The sequence below is a fragment of the Bradyrhizobium sp. HKCCYLS20291 genome (assembly GCF_051167715.1).
GTDB lineage: Bacteria > Pseudomonadota > Alphaproteobacteria > Rhizobiales > Xanthobacteraceae > Bradyrhizobium.
The window spans coordinates 195518-213111 of the sequence record NZ_JBNPTO010000004.1 but is presented as its reverse complement, the minus strand read 5'-3'; the positions used below and the strand labels follow the sequence as shown (position 1 = coordinate 213111).

The following is a 17594-nucleotide window of genomic DNA, read 5'->3' as shown; positions in this document are numbered from 1 at the left end:
GGGTCCATGGTGAATCCGGGCGCAACTTGCAACGCCAGGCGCTGGCTGTCCATCGTCGGCATCGGCGAGGACGGCGTCGATGGTCTTTCGGCGCACGCGCGGCGTCTCGTGGCGCAGGCGCAGCTCGTGGTCGGCGGCGCGCGTCATCTCGAGCTGGCTGCGTCGCTGATCAGCGGCGAGCGGCTGGCGTGGCCGAGCCCGCTGCATCTGGCATTCGACCAGATCGCGGCGCGCAGCGGACAGCCGGTCGTGGTGCTGGCGAGCGGCGATCCCTTCAACTTCGGCGTCGGCAAGCAACTGATGCAGCGCTTCGCGGTGGCGGACATGCTGTGCGTCCCGCAGCCTTCGGCGTTCAGTCTTGCCGCGGCGCGGCTAGGCTGGCCGCTGCAGGATGTCGCCCAGGTCACGCTGCATGGCCGCGCCCTCGAAGGCATCATCCGCCATCTCACGCCGGGCGCCCGGATCCTCGCGCTGGCCTGGGACGGCTCGACGGCGGCAAAGCTCGCGGCGCTGCTGACGTCACGCCGGATGGGACGCTCGCGCCTGACGGTGCTGGAGGCGATCGGCGGCGCGCAGGAGCGCGTGCGCACCGCTGTCGCAGCGGGCTTCGATTTGTCGGGCATCCATCCGCTCACGACGCTGGCGCTCGAAGTGGAAGCCGAACCCGATGCGCCGGTGATTCCGCTCGCCGCGGGTCTCGCCGACGATCTGTTCGATCATGACGGCCAGATCACCAAGCGCGATGTCCGTGCCGTGACGCTGTCCGCGCTGGCGCCGAGGCCGGGCGAGCTGTTGTGGGACGTCGGGCTGGGGTCCGGCTCAGTGGCGATCGAATGGCTGCTGCGTCACGGCTCGCTACGCGCGATCGGCATCGAGGCGCGGCAGGACCGCGCCGACCGCGCCCTGCGCAACGCGCTCGCGCTCGGCACCCCCGATCTCAAGGTGGCGCTGGGACGCGCCCCGGCGGTTCTCGCCGATCTCGAACGACCGGATGTGGCCTTCATTGGCGGCGGGATCTCGGAGCCGGGCGTGTTCGAGGCAGTCTGGTCGCAGCTGAAGCCGGGCGGCCGGCTCGTGGCCAACGTGATTTCGCTCGAAGGCGAAGCGCGTCTGATCGATCTGTTCGAAAAGCATGGCGGCGAGCTGATCCGGGTTGCGGTCTCGCGCGTGGAGCCGGTCGGGCGCATGCATGGCTGGCGACAGGCGATGCCGGTGACGCAATGGCGGGTGAGCAAGCCATGATCGCGCTAGGGATCGGCTGCCGCAGCGACGCCAGCGCCGCGGACATTGAAGCTGTCATCGCCCAGGCGCTGACGGCTGCGCGGCTCACCATCGGCGAAGTCGCCGTGGTCGCGACTGCGACAGACAAGCTGGGCGAGCCCGGCCTGATCGACGCCGCCAAGCGGCGCGGATGGCCGCTGCTCGGTCTCGACACGACCGATTTGACGGCCGTTGCCGGTCTTGCCGCCACGCGAAGCGATCGCGTGCAGCGCCTCAAGGGTCTGCCCTCGGTGGCCGAGACCGCAGCGCTAGCGGCCGCCGGTCGCAACGCGCGCCTGATTCTGCCGCGCATTGCCAACGCGTCAGCAACCTGCGCCGTCGCAGCGGGCGACGGTGCTGCGGAGGATGGCCGATGACCATCCATTTCATCGGCGCCGGACCGGGCGCAGCAGACCTGATCACCTTGCGCGGCCGCGATCTGATCGCACGCTGTCCGGTCTGTCTCTACGCGGGCTCGCTGGTGCCGAAGGCGCTGCTCGCGCATTGTCCGCTCGGCGCGCGCATCGTCGACACCGCGCCGCTGTCGCTCGACGAGATCATCGCCGAAATGGCGCGGGCCACGGCCGCCGGCGAAGACGTGGCGCGGCTGCATTCCGGCGATCTCTCGATCTGGAGCGCGCTGGGCGAGCAGTTGCGGCGGCTCGACGCGCTGAAGATTTCGTACACGGTGACACCCGGCGTGCCCTCATTCTCGGCGGCCGCGGCGGCGCTCGGCCGCGAGCTGACGTTGCCGGGATTGGCACAGACCGTGGTGCTGACGCGCACGTCCGGCCGGGCCTCCGCCATGCCCGAGACGGAGCAATTGGCGTTGTTCGCGCAATCGCGGGCGACGCTCGCGATCCATCTTTCGATCCATGTGCTGGACAAGGTCGTTGCCGAGCTGCGCCCGCATTACGGCGAGGATTGTCCGGTCGCGATCGTCTATCGTGCGAGCTGGCCGGATCAGGTCATCGTGACCGGCACGCTCGCCACCATCGTCGACCAGGTTGCGGCGGAGTCGATGGAACGCACCGCGCTGATCCTGGTCGGTCGCGCGATCGGCGCTGACGACTTCCGCAACAGCGCCCTGTACGACGCCGACTATCAGCGGCGGTTTCGCGGGAGGGGCGAGTGAGCCGGTCCGTGATGTCGTCCGACCAGCCGGCCGTCGCGATCGAACACGGCGATATCGAGCGCGATCTCGTCGTTGCCGAGCGCGCGGTGGGCCGTCTGCCACGCGGCGCGGGCGACGATGTCGCCGGCGGGAAATCCGGCCCGCTCGGCCTCCTGCAGCACCTGCAACGCGGTGTTGGCATTGCGGGCGGTGATGACCAGCGCATCCGGTGCGCCTGCGCCTTGCAGCACGCCGGCGAGCCAGCCGAGATCGACCTCGCCGGCGCGCGAATGCAGATCGAGCAGACCCTGGCCGAGCTTGGTCATCTTGGCGAAGCCGCCGGCGACCGTCACGCGCGCGACCGGATGGCGGCGCAGATATTTCAGCATGCCGCCGGCGAAGTCGCCCATGTCGATCAGCGCCGTATCGGGCAGCTGATAGAACTGCTGAACGGCTTTCTCCGAGGTGCTCCCTGTCGCGCCCGCCACATGCGGCAGCCCGGTGGCGCGCGCGACGTCGATGCCGCGATAGATCGAATGGATCCAGGCGGCGCAGCTGAACGGCACGACGATGCCGGTGGTGCCGAGGATCGACAGGCCGCCGACGATGCCGAGCCGCGGGTTCAGCGTCTTCTTCGCCAGCTCCTCACCGCCCGGAATCGAGATCTCGACGATGACGTCACGCGTCGCGCCATGCGCGGCGGCGGCCTCGACGATCGCAGCTGCGATCATCTCGCGCGGCACCGGATTGATCGCGGGCTCACCCGGAGGCAGTGGCAATCCCGGCCGCGTCACCGTGCCGACCCCTGGGCCGGCGCGAAACGCGATGCCGGAGCTTTTCGCGCCATGTTGGACGGTCGCCTTGATCAGCGCGCCATGAGTGACATCGGGATCGTCGCCCGCGTCCTTCACGACGCCGGCCGTCGCGTTTCCATCGCCGGTCTCGTGCATGGCCACTGCAAAGCTGACGCGGCGTCCGCCGGGCAGGGCGATCTCGGCCATCGCGGGACAGCTGCCGGTGATCAGCAGCTCATAGGCCGCGCGCGCGGCCGCGGTCGCGCAGCTGCCGGTCGTCCAGCCACGCTTCAGCGGTCGGTTCGGCGGATCCGCCAGTTCCATCATGCCCGACCGCATAGCACATTTTGCAGCCGCGCGGCGGTGCTCCGGCCATGACGGCGGGCGTGCCGAAGGGGATCATCATCGCCGCGCCTCGTTCCGGCGCCGGCAAGACCACCATCACGCTCGGGCTTCTGCGCGCGTTCGCTGCGCGCGGCACGGCGGTGCAGCCGTTCAAGTGCGGCCCCGACTACATCGATCTCGCCTTTCATTCGGTCGCGGCGAGACGGACGAGCTACAATCTGGATAGCTGGGCGATGTCAGCGTCACAGCTGACGGGGCTCGTCGCCGATGCCGGCAATGGCGCCGACATCTGCGTCGTCGAGGGCGTGATGGGCCTGTTCGATGGCGCGCCGCAGCCGGGGCGTGCGGGCCGGGGCTCGGCCGCCGATCTCGCAGCCTTGCTGGGCTGGCCGGTGGTGCTCGTACTCGACGTGAGCGGCCAGACCGAGACCGCCGCGGCCGTCGCGCTCGGCTGCGCGCGGTTTCGCGACGACGTTCATGTGGCCGGAGTGATCCTCAATCAAGTCGCCAGCGCGCGGCATCGCGCGCTGATCGCGCCGGCCTTTGCCGGCGTCGGAATCCCGGTGCTCGGCGCGCTGGCCCGCGATGCGCAACTGACCTTGCCGGAGCGGCACCTTGGCCTGGTGCAGGCGCAGGAGATCACGGCGATCGAGCCTCACCTCGATCGCCTCGCGACCTGCATCACCGCATCCGTCGAATTGGATGCGGTGCTTGCACTGGCGCGGCCGATGAGCGGCACGGACCATCCATCCTCGGCAGCGCGCTTCGGCATCGATCCTCCGGGGCAGCGCATCGCACTGGCGTCCGATGCCACCTTCTCGTTCAGCTATCCACATCTCCTGCAGCATTGGCGCGCCGCAGGCGCTGAGATCGTGCCGTTCTCGCCGCTCAACGACGAAGCGCCGGATCCGGCGGCTGACGCGGTCTGGCTGCCGGGCGGCTATCCCGAACTGCATGCGGGACGGTTGGCCTCGTCGCGATCCTTCATCGACGGCCTGCGGACCATGGCGGCGCGCGGCGTGGCCGTTCACGGCGAGTGCGGCGGCTACATGACCTTGGGCACCGGGCTCGAGGATGCCCAGGGTATCCGGCACGCGATGGCCGGGCTGCTGGCGCTCGAGACGTCGTTCGCCAAGCGCCGCCTGCATCTTGGCTATCGCCGCGCGACCTTGCTGGCCGACTGCAGCCTTGGCCGGGCGGGCGCGTCCCTCCGCGGCCACGAGTTTCATTATGCGACGATTCTGAGCGAAGCCGACGATCCCCTGATCGACTGTCGCGATGCGTCGGACTTGGTCATCGCCGAGCGCGGGGCCCGGCGCGGCTCGGTGACGGGATCATTCCTGCATGTCCTGAGCGGGGAAGAGCCATGAATGATCGCGGTTCAAGCCCACCGCAGTTCGATGCCGCCTTCAGGCAACGCTTCGCCGAACTGGTGCGCTGGCGCCGCGACGTCCGCCGCTTCCGCGCCGACCCGGTTCCTCCTGAGCTGCTCGATGCGCTGCTGGCGCTCACCGCTCACGCGCCGTCGGTCGGCTTCTGCCAGCCCTGGCGGTTCGTGCTCGTCGAAAGCCCGGAGCGCCGCAGCGCGATCGTGGAGAACTTCAAACGCGCGAACCAGGCCGCGCTCGCGGGCTATGACGGCGAGCGTCGCGCGCTCTACGCCGGCCTCAAGCTTGAGGGTCTCACCCAGGCGCCCGTGCATCTCGCGGTGTGCGCCGATGAAGGCGCGGTGACGGGGCATCGTCTCGGCCGCGTCACGATGCCGGAAATGCTGCGCTACTCGGTGGTCGCGTCCATTCAGACGCTCTGGCTGGCGGCGCGCGCGGAGGGACTTGGTGTCGGCTGGGTCTCGATCCTCGATCCCACGGCGGTCACTCGCGATCTCGCATTGCCGTCGGAGTGGACGCTGATCGCCTATCTCTGCATCGGCTGGCCGCAAGAGGAGCACGACGATCCCGAGTTGGAGCGTCACGGCTGGGAAAGGCGGCTTGATCCGTCCGTGATCAAGCCGCTCAAGCGCTAGCTCACGACGCCAGCGCCAGCGCGGGCGCGTCGACTGTGACCGGCTCCACGGGCGAGGGCGCGTCGCCCTGCAGCTGAAACCTCATGCCGTGCAAAGTGAGCGTGAGCGGAATGCCGCGGAAATCGTCGTGGAAGGCGCGGATGCGGCGCTGCATTTCGGCGGCGCCGATATCGGCTGGCATGGCGCACATCCCGGCATACATCCGCTTCGTGCTCCTGATCCCGCTCCAGCCGACGGCGAGCACCGGCAGCGGGCCGGCATGGCAGGCGAGGTCGTGCGACATACGCCAGAACAAATAGGCGAGACGCACGAAAGCCATCTGCTCGAGACCGCGCACGTCAAGTCCATTCGGCACGTCGAAGGTCTCGACGCCGACGATCGCGCCGCAGTCGACGCGCGCCTCCATCGCATGCGCCGTTGCGCCAAAACGTGTCGCGCCATCGTACATCGCGAAATGAGCCGGCGCCCAACCTGGATAGTCGGGTGATGCCGGATGAAAATTGTAGGCGCCGTGGCCGAGCGCCGAGAGAATGTCAGCTGGCACGATCACGCTGGTCGTGAAGGCGAGCAGCCGCGACCTGCCGAGCACATCGCGGTCGATGGCCTCGAGCTCCGGCAGGGTCACCACGCAGCGAACGGCGAGGGCAGGGCTGTGAGCCCTCAGCAAGGCGGTGAGCGCGAGGTGCTGATCGCGGCTGCCGGTCAGAAGGATGATGGTGTCGAACATGGTCTGCCTCGTCTGTCCTCAGCGGCGATAAGCCCTGATGTTGGTGGAGGATCGTGTGGCGTCTGCTGCCGCGATGGCTTGAAATAGATTGGGCGCCAGCTCCTGCCCGGTCACGATTTCGACCACCAAATTGCCGGCGCCGGATGCGGCTGCACGCGCGGCGTGAACCTCCGGCTGCGAACAGCACAATGACAGCTCGAATCGAGCGAAGCCGCCGCAACGGGCGGTGAAGGCGCGCGCCAGCGCATCGATGCTGTCAGCGACTGCGCGCGCGCTGCCTGCCACGTCGAGCAGGATCACGGTGACGGCCTTGTCCGAGTTCGCTTCAGAGCCGAGGACGAGCAGCGACTCCGCAGGACCTGCACGTCCGGCCCGGCGTGCCGCCTTTGCCATCGCAGAGAATTCCGGATCAGGACCGAGTTCGCCGATCAAAGGCTTCAAGTTATGGACGATCGTTGCATCGCCGCTCGCAGCTTCACCGGGGATGGCGTGGTAGGAGCGGGGCAGCCAGACGGTGTCGAGCGCGATCTGGGAACTCACGGCACTCCAGGCCTGATCGATCAGGTAGCCGTCCCAGACATCCGGGCAAGATGATGCGATCTCCTGCCACGTTCTGAGCATCGTAGCCGCCGCCCTCGACGGGCCGAAATACAATGTGCGCGCCGACATCTCCCAGCCGTTCCATTTGTGGACGGCAAAGTCGCAGCCGGCGAGATGGGGGAGGTTGGGGGCCGTCTGAAACATCACGTCGGGATCGACGTAGAGCAGCCCCCCGCCGTGCCGCAGCCGCATGCGCGTGATGAAGTTTGCCTTGTCCGACGCGGTCAGGTGCTGTCCGTCGCGACACTCGACCGCCTCGATGTCGAACGCGAGTCCGAGCCGCTGCAGGGAGCGGCGGAGATGATAGAGGTGCAGGTCACCCAGGGTCTTGGGATGGCAGGTGACGATGCGCAGTGCCGTTTCCGTACCCGCCGCCTCCGAGCTGGGCCATGCGAGGCCGCCCCACCATAGCTGATGCGGGCCCTCAGCCGATGCCCCGACGGTTCCGAACTCCGTGAGTTTCGATTTGAGGAAGTCGAACGCGGAATTTTCACCGAACGGGATCAAGACCACGTCGCGCTGGCTCAGCGAGCCGTACAGCAGTTCGGCTCCCGCACCGGTCGGCGGATCGATCACGACGATGGTGCGTGCCTCGCGAGCAGAGACGCGATCGCTCCAGGGCGTGAGAGGTCCGAATGTCTGCGACAGCCATCGTACGCGCCGTTGCTGTTGCCGGCCAAGTCTGACGCCGTACGCGCGCAAGTCCTGCGCGGGGTCGGAATCGATGGCCTCTGCGTCTCGTCCTGTCATGCGGATCCTCCTGCACGATAGAACGGATCACGCCGGTCAATCAGGCGCATCGATCTCGCGTCATCGTGTAGACGCTGTGGTGCGCGTGCAGTCGTGGTTCAGCACGGAGAGCGCGAGCAGCGTTTCGATATGTTGCTACAAACATTTCGGCCTATCGCGCTGAGGTTAATCGAAACAATCAGCAACACTGGCGGAGCGGTCGGACACGAATGCACACATGCAGCAACGGGCGCCCGGCGCAAAGCGCAGGTCGCGTCACTCCTTCTCTGTTGTGACTACAACGGATGAGTTCGAAAGATCAGGCGCGTAACTCAAAAAAATCGTCATGAGATGCGTACATCGCTCTCTCGGGTGACTGACAGAGCCAAAAAATCAGGTAGTTTCGTCTCGATGATTCGGAAAAAATTGCCGGGGCGCGATCGGCGTCGGGCAGCGGAATCCGGATGGAGCCGTTCCACATCGTTCATGTCGGACACGGCTCGTGTGCGTTGTTAGTACGCGTGATCGCTGCGTTTTCTCCTGCTCGCATCGTCCTCCGGAATGAATTCTGTCATGCCGACTAGCGGCTCAATGAGCTCGATGAACATTTGGTGCTTGATCGGGAGGCGGCAAGAATTGCCTGGAGCTAGGCAAAACGTTCCATCTAAGCATCTGAGAAATAACGCAAATACTCCGCCTGATAACTCCGCTCGTGGCGTTCAACGATCGGAAGCCGTCTGCGGCCAGCGCATTCGGCATTGCGGGTTGGAGATGCGGAAATGAGCTACGCGCTGGACGTCTGTGCCTCGGCCGAAGGCGTCACGCCGAGCGAGCCGGCGGCTGCCGAGGCCGCAAGGGTGCCGTGGAGCGAATCCGTCAGCACCGTTCCCGACTGCGTACCGCCGGGCGTAGCCGTCGTGTTCGACGAGGACAGCGATCTGCTCGACCGCTTGGCAACCGGAGATGAGCTCGCCTTTCGCGTGCTGGTCGAGCGCCACATCGACCGTGCCTATGCGATTGCGCTCCGCATCGTCGGCAATGCGGCGGATGCCGAGGACGTCGTCCAGGACACGATGCTGAAGGTGTGGACTCATCGCGGACGCTGGCAGCATGGACGGGCCAAGTTTTCGACATGGCTCTATCGTGTCGTCAGCAATCGCTGCATCGACATCCGCCGCAAGCCTCGGACCGAGAACGTCGACGTCGTGCCCGAAGTAGCCGACGGCAAGCCGGACGCGGCGAGCGTGATCGAGCGTGCCGAGATGACCGATCTTCTCGAGGCGGCCATGCAGCGTCTCCCCGAGCAGCAGCGCATCGCGGTGATCCTCTCGTATCACGAGAACATGAGCAACGCCGAAGTCGCCGGGGTGATGGACACGACCGTCGCTGCCGTCGAGTCGCTTCTCAAGCGGGGGCGTCAACAATTGCGCGACATGTTGAGGCGCCACGAGCGCGACATCCGCGGCGCCTTCACCGATTGCTAACCACGATCGTTCCGGTGCTGCAGATTTTTCGCCTGATGCCGGCAGGCCGCTCCGTTTGATCGGGCAGACGGGGCTGATCCGCACCGTCAGTCCCTTCCAGGATTCGGCGCGTGCCGCCGACCACTCATGGAGTTCTCACCGTGCCCGCCATCTCGACCAACATCGCCGCCAACTCGGCCGTCCGCTACCTGAACATCAACTCCAATCAGGAAACCAGCTCGCTCGCCAAGCTGTCGAGCGGCTCGCGCATCACGTCGGCGTCGGATGACGCGGCGGGTCTTGCGATTTCGACCCGCATCTCGTCTGATATCACCACGCTGCAGCAGGCGGCGACCAACACCGCGCAGGCGACGTCCATTCTTCAGACGGCCGATGGCGGCGCCTCCAACATCAGCGACATCCTGGCGCGCATGAAGTCGCTCGCCTCGGAGTCGGCTTCGGGCACGACGGTCGGAACCAGCCGCACCTACATCCAGTCGGAATTCTCGCAGCTGATCAGCGAAATCGACTCGATCGCGACCGGCACGCGCTATAGCGGCCAGAGCCTGCTCGATGGCACCAGCACGTTCTCGGCGGGCGTCTCGGTTCTGGTCGGCTCGTCGGCGACCGACACGATCAACATCAAGCTGTCGGATCTGACCTCGGCCACGCTCGGCGTTTCGACGCTCGATGTGAGCACGCAGGCCGGCGCCACCACCGCGCTGACCGCGCTGGACACCGCCATCGACACCGTTTCCAAGGCCCGCGCCGATATCGGTGCCCAGGAATCGCGCTTCAACTTCTCGTCCGACTCGATCTCGACGCAGACGCAGAACCTGCAGTCCGCCAATTCGGCGATCAAGGACGTCGACATCGCCTCGGAGCAGGCGAAGCTGTCGTCGGCCCAGGTGAAGACCCAGGCCGCCGTGTCCGCTGAAGCGGCCGCCAACCAGATCCCGCAGTATCTCCTGAAGCTGCTGGGCTGAGCCGTGATCTGCCGGGCCGGCGTCAGGCCGGCCCGGGTCTTTCTGCGGAGGGTGTCGAATGACCGTGAGCAGCGCGACGTCGAGCACGAGCAGCGCGGCGTCGTCGTCATCCTCGTCGACGAGTGCGAGTAGTTCGCTGACCACGTCCGGGACGAGCACCACCAGCACGATCGACTGGACGGCGCTGATCCAGTCTGCGGTGAATGCCAAGCTCACCCAGGCGACCCAGATCTCGACCAAGATCACGTCCAACCAGGCCAAGATCACGGCCTATCAGTCGCTGCAGACGGCGTTGAAGACACTGTCGTCGGGACTGTCGTCACTGGCGACGTCGATGATCAACTCGCTCGCGACCAACGCCTTCGCGACCCGGTCCGCCACCATCGGCGCGACCGGCGACGTCAGCGCGTCGTCGGCCCTGTCGATGTCGGTGAACAACGGAGCGGCGACCGGAAGTCACACGCTGACGATCGGCCAGATCGCCACCGCCCACAAGGTCGCGGGAGCGACCCAGTCCAGCCAGACCACGGCACTCGGCTATGCGGGCACGTTCTCGCTCGGCCTGTCCGGTGGCAGCACATCCGACATCACGATCACGAGCGACATGTCGCTGCAGGACGTGGTCGATTCGATCAATGCCCAGACCTCAACGACCAATGTCGAGGCGTCGATCGTCCAGGTCTCGAGCGGGTCGTACGAGCTGGTGCTCACAGGCACGCAGGACGCCGCCGATATCACCTATGCGAGCTCATCCGGCGACGACATCCTCAATAAGCTCGGGGTGACCGACAGCTCCGGCGCCTTCGCCACTGTGCTGCAGACGGCCCAGGCGGCGGAATTCACCCTCGACGGCATCGCTCTGACGCGAAATACCAACGACATTTCCGATGTGCTGAGCGGCGTGACGTTCGACCTGCTGCAGGCGACGCCGTCCGGCACCACCTTGAACATCAGCATCGGCACGGATACGAGCCAGATCTCCTCGGCGCTGCAGACCTTCGTCACCAACTACAACGCGTTCCGTGATGCTGTCATCGCGCAGCAGACCACCAACTCCGATGGCACCGCCGCATCCAGCGCGGTGCTGTTCGGCGACGGCACGATGCGCGACATCATGAACACCCTCCAGGCCGTGCTGGGAACCTCGGTCGGCGGATTGACGATGGCCGATCTCGGCTTGTCGTTCAACGAGAAGAACGAGCTCGAACTCGATACCGGCACCTTGTCGACGATCCTGAGCACCGATCTCAGCGGCGTCACGACGCTGCTTTCGGCGCAGACCAAGACCTCGTCGAGCCAGCTCAGCGTCGTCAATACCGGAACGTCGCCACAATCCTTTTCGCTGGATCTCACGGTGGATTCGTCGGGCAATCTCACGGCTGCGTCGGTCGGTGGCGACAGCTCGCTGTTCACCGTCAGCGGCAACACGATCGTCGGCAATTCCGGAACGATCTATGCCGGCATGGCCTTCACCTATAGCGGCTCGACGTCGCAGTCGATCACGGTGACCTCGACGCAGGGGCTCGCCACGCAGCTCTATCAGATCGCGAAGACGGCCTCGACGAGCACCGGATCGCTGCAGACGCTGATCGACAATCTGACGTCCCGGGACGAGACGCTGACGACGAAAGTCAACGACATCAAGAGCGCCGCCGCGACGTTTCAGACCCAGCTCACGGCGCAATACGCCAAATATCAGGCTGCGATCGAGAGTGCGAACAACATGCTGACCTATCTGAAAGCCCTCCTCAACGCGAGTTCGAGTAACTGATGACCCAGAATGCGACGGCGCAACGCGCAAGTCAGGCTTATCGTGGCGCGGCGGTGGCGGTTCCGCCGCTGCGTGCTGTCGTCATGCTGCTCAACGGGGCCGCGAGCTATCTGCAAAAGTCGTTGCAGGCCCAGGAGGCGCGCTGCTTCGAGGAGGGGCATGGCCACCTGACCCGCGCTGTCGCGATCCTGCGCGGGCTGAGCCTGCACCTCGACACGGCGCGGGGCGGGGTGGTCGCCGAGCAGGTGTTCGGGACCTACAACGCACTGATCCTGGCCGCTCTGCGCGCCCATGGCCGTCCGCATATGCGCGAGAATCTGCAGCGGATCATCGACAGCCTGGTGGAATTGCGTCAAGCCTGGGAGGCCGTCGAGGTGGCGGCGCGGACCAGGCGAGGTCCGACCGATCCGGCCAATCGCCGGTAGGTGACGAATCAGAGGCCGCGTGCATCGCGGAAACCTCTCGAAACCGACCAGAAACGGGCAGCATCGTCTGGTGTCTGCGGTACTCATTGCAGGCTGTCGTGCAGAGGCGCCCCAGAAACTACGGGGTTTTCAGGCCTAACCTGGGCTTCGAGCTCCGCGATTGCCGATATCAATTTCGTTCGCCACCTGAATGCTTTATGACGGTCTCGGACACGCTGGATGAGCGGACGATGGACGTCAGGGAATTCGAGGATCTGGTCGACCGCCTGGGAGAAGACATCTCCCAATGGCCGGCCGAGCAGCGCCAGGCGGCCGATGATCTGCTCGCGTCATCGCCGGAAGCCCAGAGGTTGATCGCTGAGGCTCGGCTCGTCCGTCAGGCGTTGTCGTCGCCGCCGGTTCGCGCCCCGGCCGGCTTGACCGCGCGGATCGTGGCCACAGCGAGTCGCATGGCGGCGGAAGATGCTCCGTCGGCATCTGCGGATGCTCACCAACCCGGCTGAACCGGAGTCGGACCCCGACCTTTCCTTCGCGTGTTGATCATTACGTACACTCAATAACGTCAGATCGCGCCCGCCGCCGGCAGGGTAGCGCGCGCAACCGGTCGTCGCGTCGGCCGCGATCGATCGCTTCCCAGACTACGACCGTTCATGCGCGCTGCGATCCGTGCGGACGCTTGGCTCGTAGCCAGCACCGTCTCCTGATCGCTGCGGCGGACCGGCATCCGCAGCAGGCGAATTTTGCCGCCTCTGCCCAACGATGCGGCGGCAAATTCTGCCGTGGGATCAACTCATTAATTCAACACATCGTGCGCCTGGATTCGGCGCTCCGGCCGTTTGATCAGCAACGCCCCCTCGCGAGCGGGCGCGCTGTAGTTCACCGCGTGAGGCGGTGAGAGCCGGAGTTCGCCATGACTGTTTCCGCGACGACTTCGTCGACCGTATCGACGACATCGACGTCCTCATCCAGCACATCGTCACGTACGACGCTCAGCTCGACCGACTTCCTGAAGCTGCTCGTGAGCGAGCTGCAGAACCAGGATCCGCTCAACGCCACAAGCGTGACCGACTTCATCAACCAGATGACGTCGTATGCAAACTTCACCGAGCAGCAGTCGATCAACACCAGCATGGATTCGCTCGCCGGCTCGTTCTCGAGCCTGGTGACGCTGAACTCGGTCAACTACATCGGCCACACCGTCGAGGCGAAGACGGACACCGCCGTTCTCTCCAACGGCTCGGCGACATTCGGCTACTCGCTGTCCTCGGCAGCATCCACCGTTTCGATCTCGATCAAGGACGCCTCCGGAAGCACGGTCTGGACTGGCACCGGCAGCGGCAACAAGGGCTCGAATACCATCACCTGGGACGGCACGGATTCGAGCGGCAACCAGCTCGGCGACGGCGGCCAGTACACGATCTCCGTGACTGCGACGGACACGGCCGGAAACTCGGTCCTTAACTACACGACGATCACCGGGACAGTCACCGGAATAGACACCTCGACCAGTACCCCCTCGCTCACCGTCGGCGGCGTGCCGGTCAGCGCCAGCAACATCCTCGGCGTCACCTCCTGACGGCATCATTCGGAGTCAATCATGAGTCTCTCTGGAGCCTTGTCATCCGCGATCTCGGCGCTCAATGCGCAGAGCTCCTCGCTCGCGATGATCAGCGACAACATTTCGAACGCCGACACGACCGGATACAAGACGACGTCCGGTCTGTTCGAGCAGCTGGTGACGGCATCGAGCAACTCGAAGGCCTACTCTTCCGGGGGCGTGTCGGTCTCCGGCCGCTCCAACATCACCCAGCAGGGACTGTTGGCCGCCACGACAAACGCCACTGACGTCGCCATCCAGGGCTCCGGCTTCTTCGTGGCCACCAATTCCACCTCGGCTGGAGGTGGAACCTTCTATACCCGCAACGGCGCATTCACGACCGACAATGCCGGCTACCTCGAGAACAATGGCTACTATCTTGGAGGCTGGCGCACCGACGCGAGCGGCAACGTTGTTGGCAGCGGTCTGGAGCCGGTCAATACCAAGGTCGCACTGACGAATGGCGGGGCGACCACGAAGACGTCGCTTGCCGCCAACCTTCCGGCCGATGCGGCCAGCGGCGACAGCTTCAGCAGCTCGATGACCGTGTACGATTCCTTGGGGCAATCGCACACGCTCAACGTCACCTGGACCAAGGGGAACACGGCTAACGAATGGACCGCTGATTTCGCGCCGGCCACGGCGTCGGACGGGACCGTCACCAGCGGCAGCTACACGATCGACTTCAACTCGGATGGTTCGCTCAGCACCGTCTCCTCGACAAATCTCGGCATCACGTGGAATAACGGTGCCGCCGCCAGTTCGATCGCACTCGATTTCGGTACAACAGGAGGTGGCACGAACGGTCTCACCCAGCTGTCGTCCGGTAGCTCGACTCCCAGCGTCTCCAACTTCAGCGCCAATTCCGACGGCATTTCCTTCGGGACCTTGAGCAGCATCTCCGTCGGCAAGAACGGCCTGGTCGAGGCCACTTACTCCAACGGACAGACGGTCCCGATCTACAAGATCGCAGTCGCGACCTTCGCCGATCCGAACGGCTTGGTGGCGCAGTCCAACGGCATGTACACGTCGACGGCGACCTCCGGGAATGCAACCCTGCAGGCGTCAGGCGAGAATGGTGCCGGTACCATCTACGGCAGCGAGCTGGAGTCGAGCACGACCGACACCACGGGCCAGTTCAGCAACATGATCTCGGCACAGCAGGCCTATTCCGCGGCCTCCCAGGTCATCTCCGCGGTGAACAAGATGTACGACACCCTGATCTCGTCGATGAGGTGAGGCATGGCCGACCTCAAGAGGGACCGGCCCAGCGAAGGCGAGGCGCTGTTGAAGAAGCTGCGGCGGCTGCGGCTGCGCGCCGCGGCGGCCGGACGGCATGACCGTGCGCAGCTCCTGGCGCTGATGGACGATATCGAAACGGTGCGGCGAAAGCTGTTGCGCGAGTGCGCGCAGCTCGAAGCAGAGTTCAAGGTGGCCGCCGTCCGCGTGACGGCGCTGAACACCTACGCAAAAGTCGCCCAGACGGGCCGTCGGCCTTTGCGCGGACAATGAGATTGGGAGCGACAGGATGAAACGAGCAATTCAGGGCTGTCAGCCGGCGGCAACCGATGACGAGGTGCGGACGTTGATCACGCTGATCGACGAGCTGATCGCGGTGTTGTCCGAGGAAAATATGGAGCTCGCCAAGGGCCTGCCGGCCTCGCGCTCCAAGCAGCTCGACGACAAGAATCGGCTGGCGGGCCTGTTCGAGCACAGGGTCGCCGAATGCGCCAGGCGGACCGCGAGCCTCGACGTCCGCGACCGTGTCCTGCGCGAACAGCTGTTGGAGCACATCCTGACTCTGCGCAGCGCGATGGACGAGAATCTCGTGCGCCTGCGGGCGGCCATCGAGGCGAGCAACCGTCGCATCGAGGCGGTGATGCAGGCCATCCGCGAGCAGATCGCCAACGCGTCGCCCTATGGGGCCAGCGGACGGCGGACCGCGCGAGCAACCTCGTGTGGAACAAACCTCAGCGCATGATGGCGAGCCGATACCGGGAGTAGGGTGAATGTCGCTCGATATTGCACGTCTGGTCGCCTTCACCGGCATCTCCACCACGGAGCTGCAGATCAGCGTGGCGTCGTCGAACATTTCCAATGCCGACACGAAAGGGTACACGCAGAAGACGGCCAACCAGGTCGCCAATGTGACCGGAGGTATCGGCACCGGTGTGTCCATCACCGGAATTTCGAGCAATGTCGACAAGCTGCTGCTCAAATCGCTGATCGGTGCCAATTCCGACCTCGGTTCTGCCGATACGACCAACAGCTATCTGGCGCAACTTCAGCAGTTGTTCGGCAGTGCGTCCACCTCGGGGACATCGACCACCGGGACGTCGCTCGCGAACTCGCTGGCATCGCTGGAGTCGGCGCTGTCGTCGCTGGCGAACTCGCCGAGCAGTGTGTCGCTGCAATCGGCCGTCATCAGCGCGCTCGACGACTTCGCAAGCCAGCTGCGCAGCACTTCGAGCGGCGTGCAGACGCTGCGCGGCAATGCCGACAAGGAGATCGCGTCGTCGGTCCAGAGCGTCAATAATGATCTCAAGCAGATTGCCGAATTGAACGTCGAGATCCGGAAGATGGCTGCCTCCGGCCAGTCGACGGCCGATCTTGAGGACGAGCGCAACTCCGCGCTGCAGGACCTGTCCTCCTACATGAATGTGAGCTACTACACCGCTTCCAACGGGGATCTCCAGGTCTATACATCGTCGGGCCGCGCTCTCGTCGATAGTTCGGCGCATACGCTCAGCTATACCGCGTCAGCAAATGTCTCGGCCTCGTCGCGTTTCAACGGCATCATGGTGGACGGCGTCGACGTCACCTCGCAGATCAATTCGGGCAAGATCGGTTCGCTGATCACGTTGCGGGACGACACGCTGCCGGCCGTGCAGACGCAGCTCGATCAACTGGCGTCCCAGCTGAAATCGGCGCTCAACGGCATCACCAACGGCGCCTCGGCGGTGCCACCTCCGACCAGCCTGACCGGATCGGCGACCGTGAGCAGCGCGACGTCCCTGTCGGCGACGGGAACGGTCCGCATCGCGGTCACCGATCAGAGCGGCAATCTCGTCTCTTACGGCGATTTCGACCTGTCGGGCTATTCGAGCGTCGACGATCTCGTGAAGGACATCAATGCGCGCAACATCGGGGTCACGGCCTCGATCGATTCGAGCGGTCATCTTGCGCTGACCTCGACATCGTCCGGCGATGGCGTCGCCGTCAGCGACATGACCAGCAGCATTGGCGGAACCGGCTTCTCGGCCTATTTCGGCATCAACGATCTGGTGACGGGCACCAGCGCGTACGACTTTGCCGTCAACAGCAGCATGCTCAGCGGAACCGCGGGCCTGCCGACGGGCACCCTCGACGGCTCCGCAACCCTGACGACTGGAAATCAGGTCCTGACGCCGGGCTCGGCGACGATCATCAATGCGCTCTACGACACGCTGACCGGATCGACCAGCTTCGCGGCGGCCGGAGGCCTGAGTGCCACGACCGGGTCTTTCGCGGACTATGCGGCGGTGATCTTGGCCAATGTGGCCAGCAAGGCCTCCCAGGCATCGACCAACTACACCGCCAAAGCGACGGCCCAATCCAGCTATGCCAGCTCGCTGTCGTCGCAGTCCGGCGTGAACCTCGATGAGGAGACGGCGCGGCTCAGCGCGCTGCAGAACAAATACGCGGCGGCATCCCAGTTGATCTCGGTCGTCAACAGCATGTTCTCGTCGCTGCTCAGCGCGGTACAGTCGAACTAGCCGGA

The 17594-nt window shown here is 65.3% G+C and carries 18 protein-coding genes; 15 read left to right on the top strand and 3 right to left on the bottom strand.

Going from position 1 to position 17594, the window contains the following annotated elements:
- The first annotated feature begins 6 nt into the window (after nucleotides 1–6).
- From cbiE to cobM, 3 genes are read left to right on the top strand one after another with little or no spacing between them, the layout of a single operon-like run.
- Nucleotides 7–1242 carry a precorrin-6y C5,15-methyltransferase (decarboxylating) subunit CbiE gene (cbiE, locus tag ACQR07_RS11770; protein WP_434902460.1) on the top strand — a complete coding sequence of 412 codons (1236 nt, stop codon included), beginning with the start codon at nucleotides 7–9 and terminating at the stop codon, nucleotides 1240–1242.
- On the top strand, nucleotides 1239–1637 hold the full coding sequence (locus ACQR07_RS11765; protein WP_434902459.1) for a cobalamin biosynthesis protein: 399 nt from the start codon (nucleotides 1239–1241) through the stop codon (nucleotides 1635–1637). The genes cbiE and ACQR07_RS11765 overlap by 4 nt, the downstream gene beginning before the upstream one ends.
- Entirely contained in the window at nucleotides 1634–2395 is a 762-nt protein-coding gene (gene cobM, locus ACQR07_RS11760; RefSeq protein WP_434902458.1) for a precorrin-4 C(11)-methyltransferase, read from the top strand. The genes ACQR07_RS11765 and cobM overlap by 4 nt, the downstream gene beginning before the upstream one ends.
- On the opposite strand, the gene ACQR07_RS11755 is transcribed toward cobM, so the two are convergent.
- Entirely contained in the window at nucleotides 2365–3495 is a 1131-nt protein-coding gene (locus ACQR07_RS11755) for a cobalt-precorrin-5B (C(1))-methyltransferase (protein WP_434902457.1), read from the bottom strand. The genes cobM and ACQR07_RS11755 overlap by 31 nt on opposite strands.
- A gap of 47 nt (nucleotides 3496–3542) precedes the next feature.
- Here ACQR07_RS11755 and ACQR07_RS11750 point away from each other — a divergent pair, with 47 nt between their 5' ends.
- The gene (locus ACQR07_RS11750) at nucleotides 3543–4883 is read left to right on the top strand and encodes a cobyrinate a,c-diamide synthase (protein ID WP_434902456.1); all 1341 of its coding nucleotides are present in this window, start codon (nucleotides 3543–3545) and stop codon (nucleotides 4881–4883) included.
- Nucleotides 4880–5536 (top strand): 5,6-dimethylbenzimidazole synthase, encoded by a 657-nt coding sequence (gene bluB, locus ACQR07_RS11745; protein WP_434902455.1) that lies wholly within the window; start codon nucleotides 4880–4882, stop codon nucleotides 5534–5536. Before ACQR07_RS11750 ends, bluB begins: the two co-directional genes overlap by 4 nt.
- 1 nt (nucleotide 5537) lies before the next feature.
- Here bluB and ACQR07_RS11740 read toward each other — a convergent pair whose 3' ends face one another.
- Complete coding sequence (locus ACQR07_RS11740) at nucleotides 5538–6263, bottom strand: formyltransferase family protein (RefSeq protein WP_434902454.1); 726 nt, start codon at nucleotides 6261–6263, stop codon at nucleotides 5538–5540.
- 18 nt (nucleotides 6264–6281) lie between these two features.
- Entirely contained in the window at nucleotides 6282–7613 is a 1332-nt protein-coding gene (locus ACQR07_RS11735) for a hypothetical protein (protein ID WP_434902453.1), read from the bottom strand.
- A gap of 758 nt (nucleotides 7614–8371) precedes the next feature.
- Between ACQR07_RS11735 and ACQR07_RS11730 the strand changes: the two genes are divergently transcribed.
- From ACQR07_RS11730 to flgK, 10 genes are all read left to right on the top strand, one after another.
- A complete protein-coding gene (locus ACQR07_RS11730; protein WP_434902452.1) occupies nucleotides 8372–9076 on the top strand; it encodes an RNA polymerase sigma factor in 705 nt (234 codons plus the stop codon).
- A gap of 140 nt (nucleotides 9077–9216) precedes the next feature.
- Nucleotides 9217–10041 (top strand): flagellin, encoded by an 825-nt coding sequence (locus ACQR07_RS11725; protein ID WP_434902672.1) that lies wholly within the window; start codon nucleotides 9217–9219, stop codon nucleotides 10039–10041.
- A gap of 58 nt (nucleotides 10042–10099) precedes the next feature.
- Nucleotides 10100–11812: a flagellar filament capping protein FliD gene (gene fliD / locus ACQR07_RS11720; protein ID WP_434902451.1), complete on the top strand. Its 1713-nt coding sequence runs from the start codon at nucleotides 10100–10102 to the stop codon at nucleotides 11810–11812.
- Nucleotides 11812–12237 carry a flagellar export chaperone FliS gene (fliS, locus tag ACQR07_RS11715; protein ID WP_434902450.1) on the top strand — a complete coding sequence of 142 codons (426 nt, stop codon included), beginning with the start codon at nucleotides 11812–11814 and terminating at the stop codon, nucleotides 12235–12237. The genes fliD and fliS overlap by 1 nt, the downstream gene beginning before the upstream one ends.
- Before the next feature lie 230 nt (nucleotides 12238–12467).
- Entirely contained in the window at nucleotides 12468–12740 is a 273-nt protein-coding gene (locus ACQR07_RS11710; RefSeq protein ID WP_434902671.1) for a hypothetical protein, read from the top strand.
- Between the two features lie 407 nt (nucleotides 12741–13147).
- The gene (locus ACQR07_RS11705; protein ID WP_434902449.1) at nucleotides 13148–13813 is read left to right on the top strand and encodes a flagellar hook assembly protein FlgD; all 666 of its coding nucleotides are present in this window, start codon (nucleotides 13148–13150) and stop codon (nucleotides 13811–13813) included.
- 21 nt (nucleotides 13814–13834) lie between these two features.
- Nucleotides 13835–15073 (top strand): flagellar hook protein FlgE, encoded by a 1239-nt coding sequence (gene flgE / locus ACQR07_RS11700; protein WP_434902448.1) that lies wholly within the window; start codon nucleotides 13835–13837, stop codon nucleotides 15071–15073.
- A gap of 3 nt (nucleotides 15074–15076) precedes the next feature.
- Entirely contained in the window at nucleotides 15077–15346 is a 270-nt protein-coding gene (locus ACQR07_RS11695) for a hypothetical protein (protein WP_434902447.1), read from the top strand.
- A 16-nt stretch (nucleotides 15347–15362) separates the two neighbouring features.
- Nucleotides 15363–15815, top strand: coding sequence for a flagellar protein FlgN (locus ACQR07_RS11690; protein WP_434902446.1), 453 nt, complete (start codon nucleotides 15363–15365; stop codon nucleotides 15813–15815).
- 28 nt (nucleotides 15816–15843) lie between these two features.
- A complete protein-coding gene (flgK, locus tag ACQR07_RS11685; protein ID WP_434902445.1) occupies nucleotides 15844–17589 on the top strand; it encodes a flagellar hook-associated protein FlgK in 1746 nt (581 codons plus the stop codon).
- Nucleotides 17590–17594: the final 5 nt, after the last annotated feature.

Excerpts from the sequence above, each read along its gene's own strand:
- cbiE (WP_434902460.1), top strand. The coding sequence starts at position 7 with ATGGTGAATCCGGGCGCAACTTGCAACGCCAGGCGCTGGCTGTCCATC.
- ACQR07_RS11765 (WP_434902459.1), top strand. The coding sequence starts at position 1,239 with ATGATCGCGCTAGGGATCGGCTGCCGCAGCGACGCCAGCGCCGCGGAC.
- cobM (WP_434902458.1), top strand. The coding sequence starts at position 1,634 with ATGACCATCCATTTCATCGGCGCCGGACCGGGCGCAGCAGACCTGATC.
- ACQR07_RS11755 (WP_434902457.1), bottom strand. The coding sequence starts at position 3,495 with ATGATGGAACTGGCGGATCCGCCGAACCGACCGCTGAAGCGTGGCTGG.
- ACQR07_RS11750 (WP_434902456.1), top strand. The coding sequence starts at position 3,543 with ATGACGGCGGGCGTGCCGAAGGGGATCATCATCGCCGCGCCTCGTTCC.
- bluB (WP_434902455.1), top strand. The coding sequence starts at position 4,880 with ATGAATGATCGCGGTTCAAGCCCACCGCAGTTCGATGCCGCCTTCAGG.
- ACQR07_RS11740 (WP_434902454.1), bottom strand. The coding sequence starts at position 6,263 with ATGTTCGACACCATCATCCTTCTGACCGGCAGCCGCGATCAGCACCTC.
- ACQR07_RS11735 (WP_434902453.1), bottom strand. The coding sequence starts at position 7,613 with ATGACAGGACGAGACGCAGAGGCCATCGATTCCGACCCCGCGCAGGAC.
- ACQR07_RS11730 (WP_434902452.1), top strand. The coding sequence starts at position 8,372 with ATGAGCTACGCGCTGGACGTCTGTGCCTCGGCCGAAGGCGTCACGCCG.
- fliD (WP_434902451.1), top strand. The coding sequence starts at position 10,100 with ATGACCGTGAGCAGCGCGACGTCGAGCACGAGCAGCGCGGCGTCGTCG.
- fliS (WP_434902450.1), top strand. The coding sequence starts at position 11,812 with ATGACCCAGAATGCGACGGCGCAACGCGCAAGTCAGGCTTATCGTGGC.
- ACQR07_RS11710 (WP_434902671.1), top strand. The coding sequence starts at position 12,468 with ATGGACGTCAGGGAATTCGAGGATCTGGTCGACCGCCTGGGAGAAGAC.
- ACQR07_RS11705 (WP_434902449.1), top strand. The coding sequence starts at position 13,148 with ATGACTGTTTCCGCGACGACTTCGTCGACCGTATCGACGACATCGACG.
- flgE (WP_434902448.1), top strand. The coding sequence starts at position 13,835 with ATGAGTCTCTCTGGAGCCTTGTCATCCGCGATCTCGGCGCTCAATGCG.
- ACQR07_RS11695 (WP_434902447.1), top strand. The coding sequence starts at position 15,077 with ATGGCCGACCTCAAGAGGGACCGGCCCAGCGAAGGCGAGGCGCTGTTG.
- ACQR07_RS11690 (WP_434902446.1), top strand. The coding sequence starts at position 15,363 with ATGAAACGAGCAATTCAGGGCTGTCAGCCGGCGGCAACCGATGACGAG.
- flgK (WP_434902445.1), top strand. The coding sequence starts at position 15,844 with ATGTCGCTCGATATTGCACGTCTGGTCGCCTTCACCGGCATCTCCACC.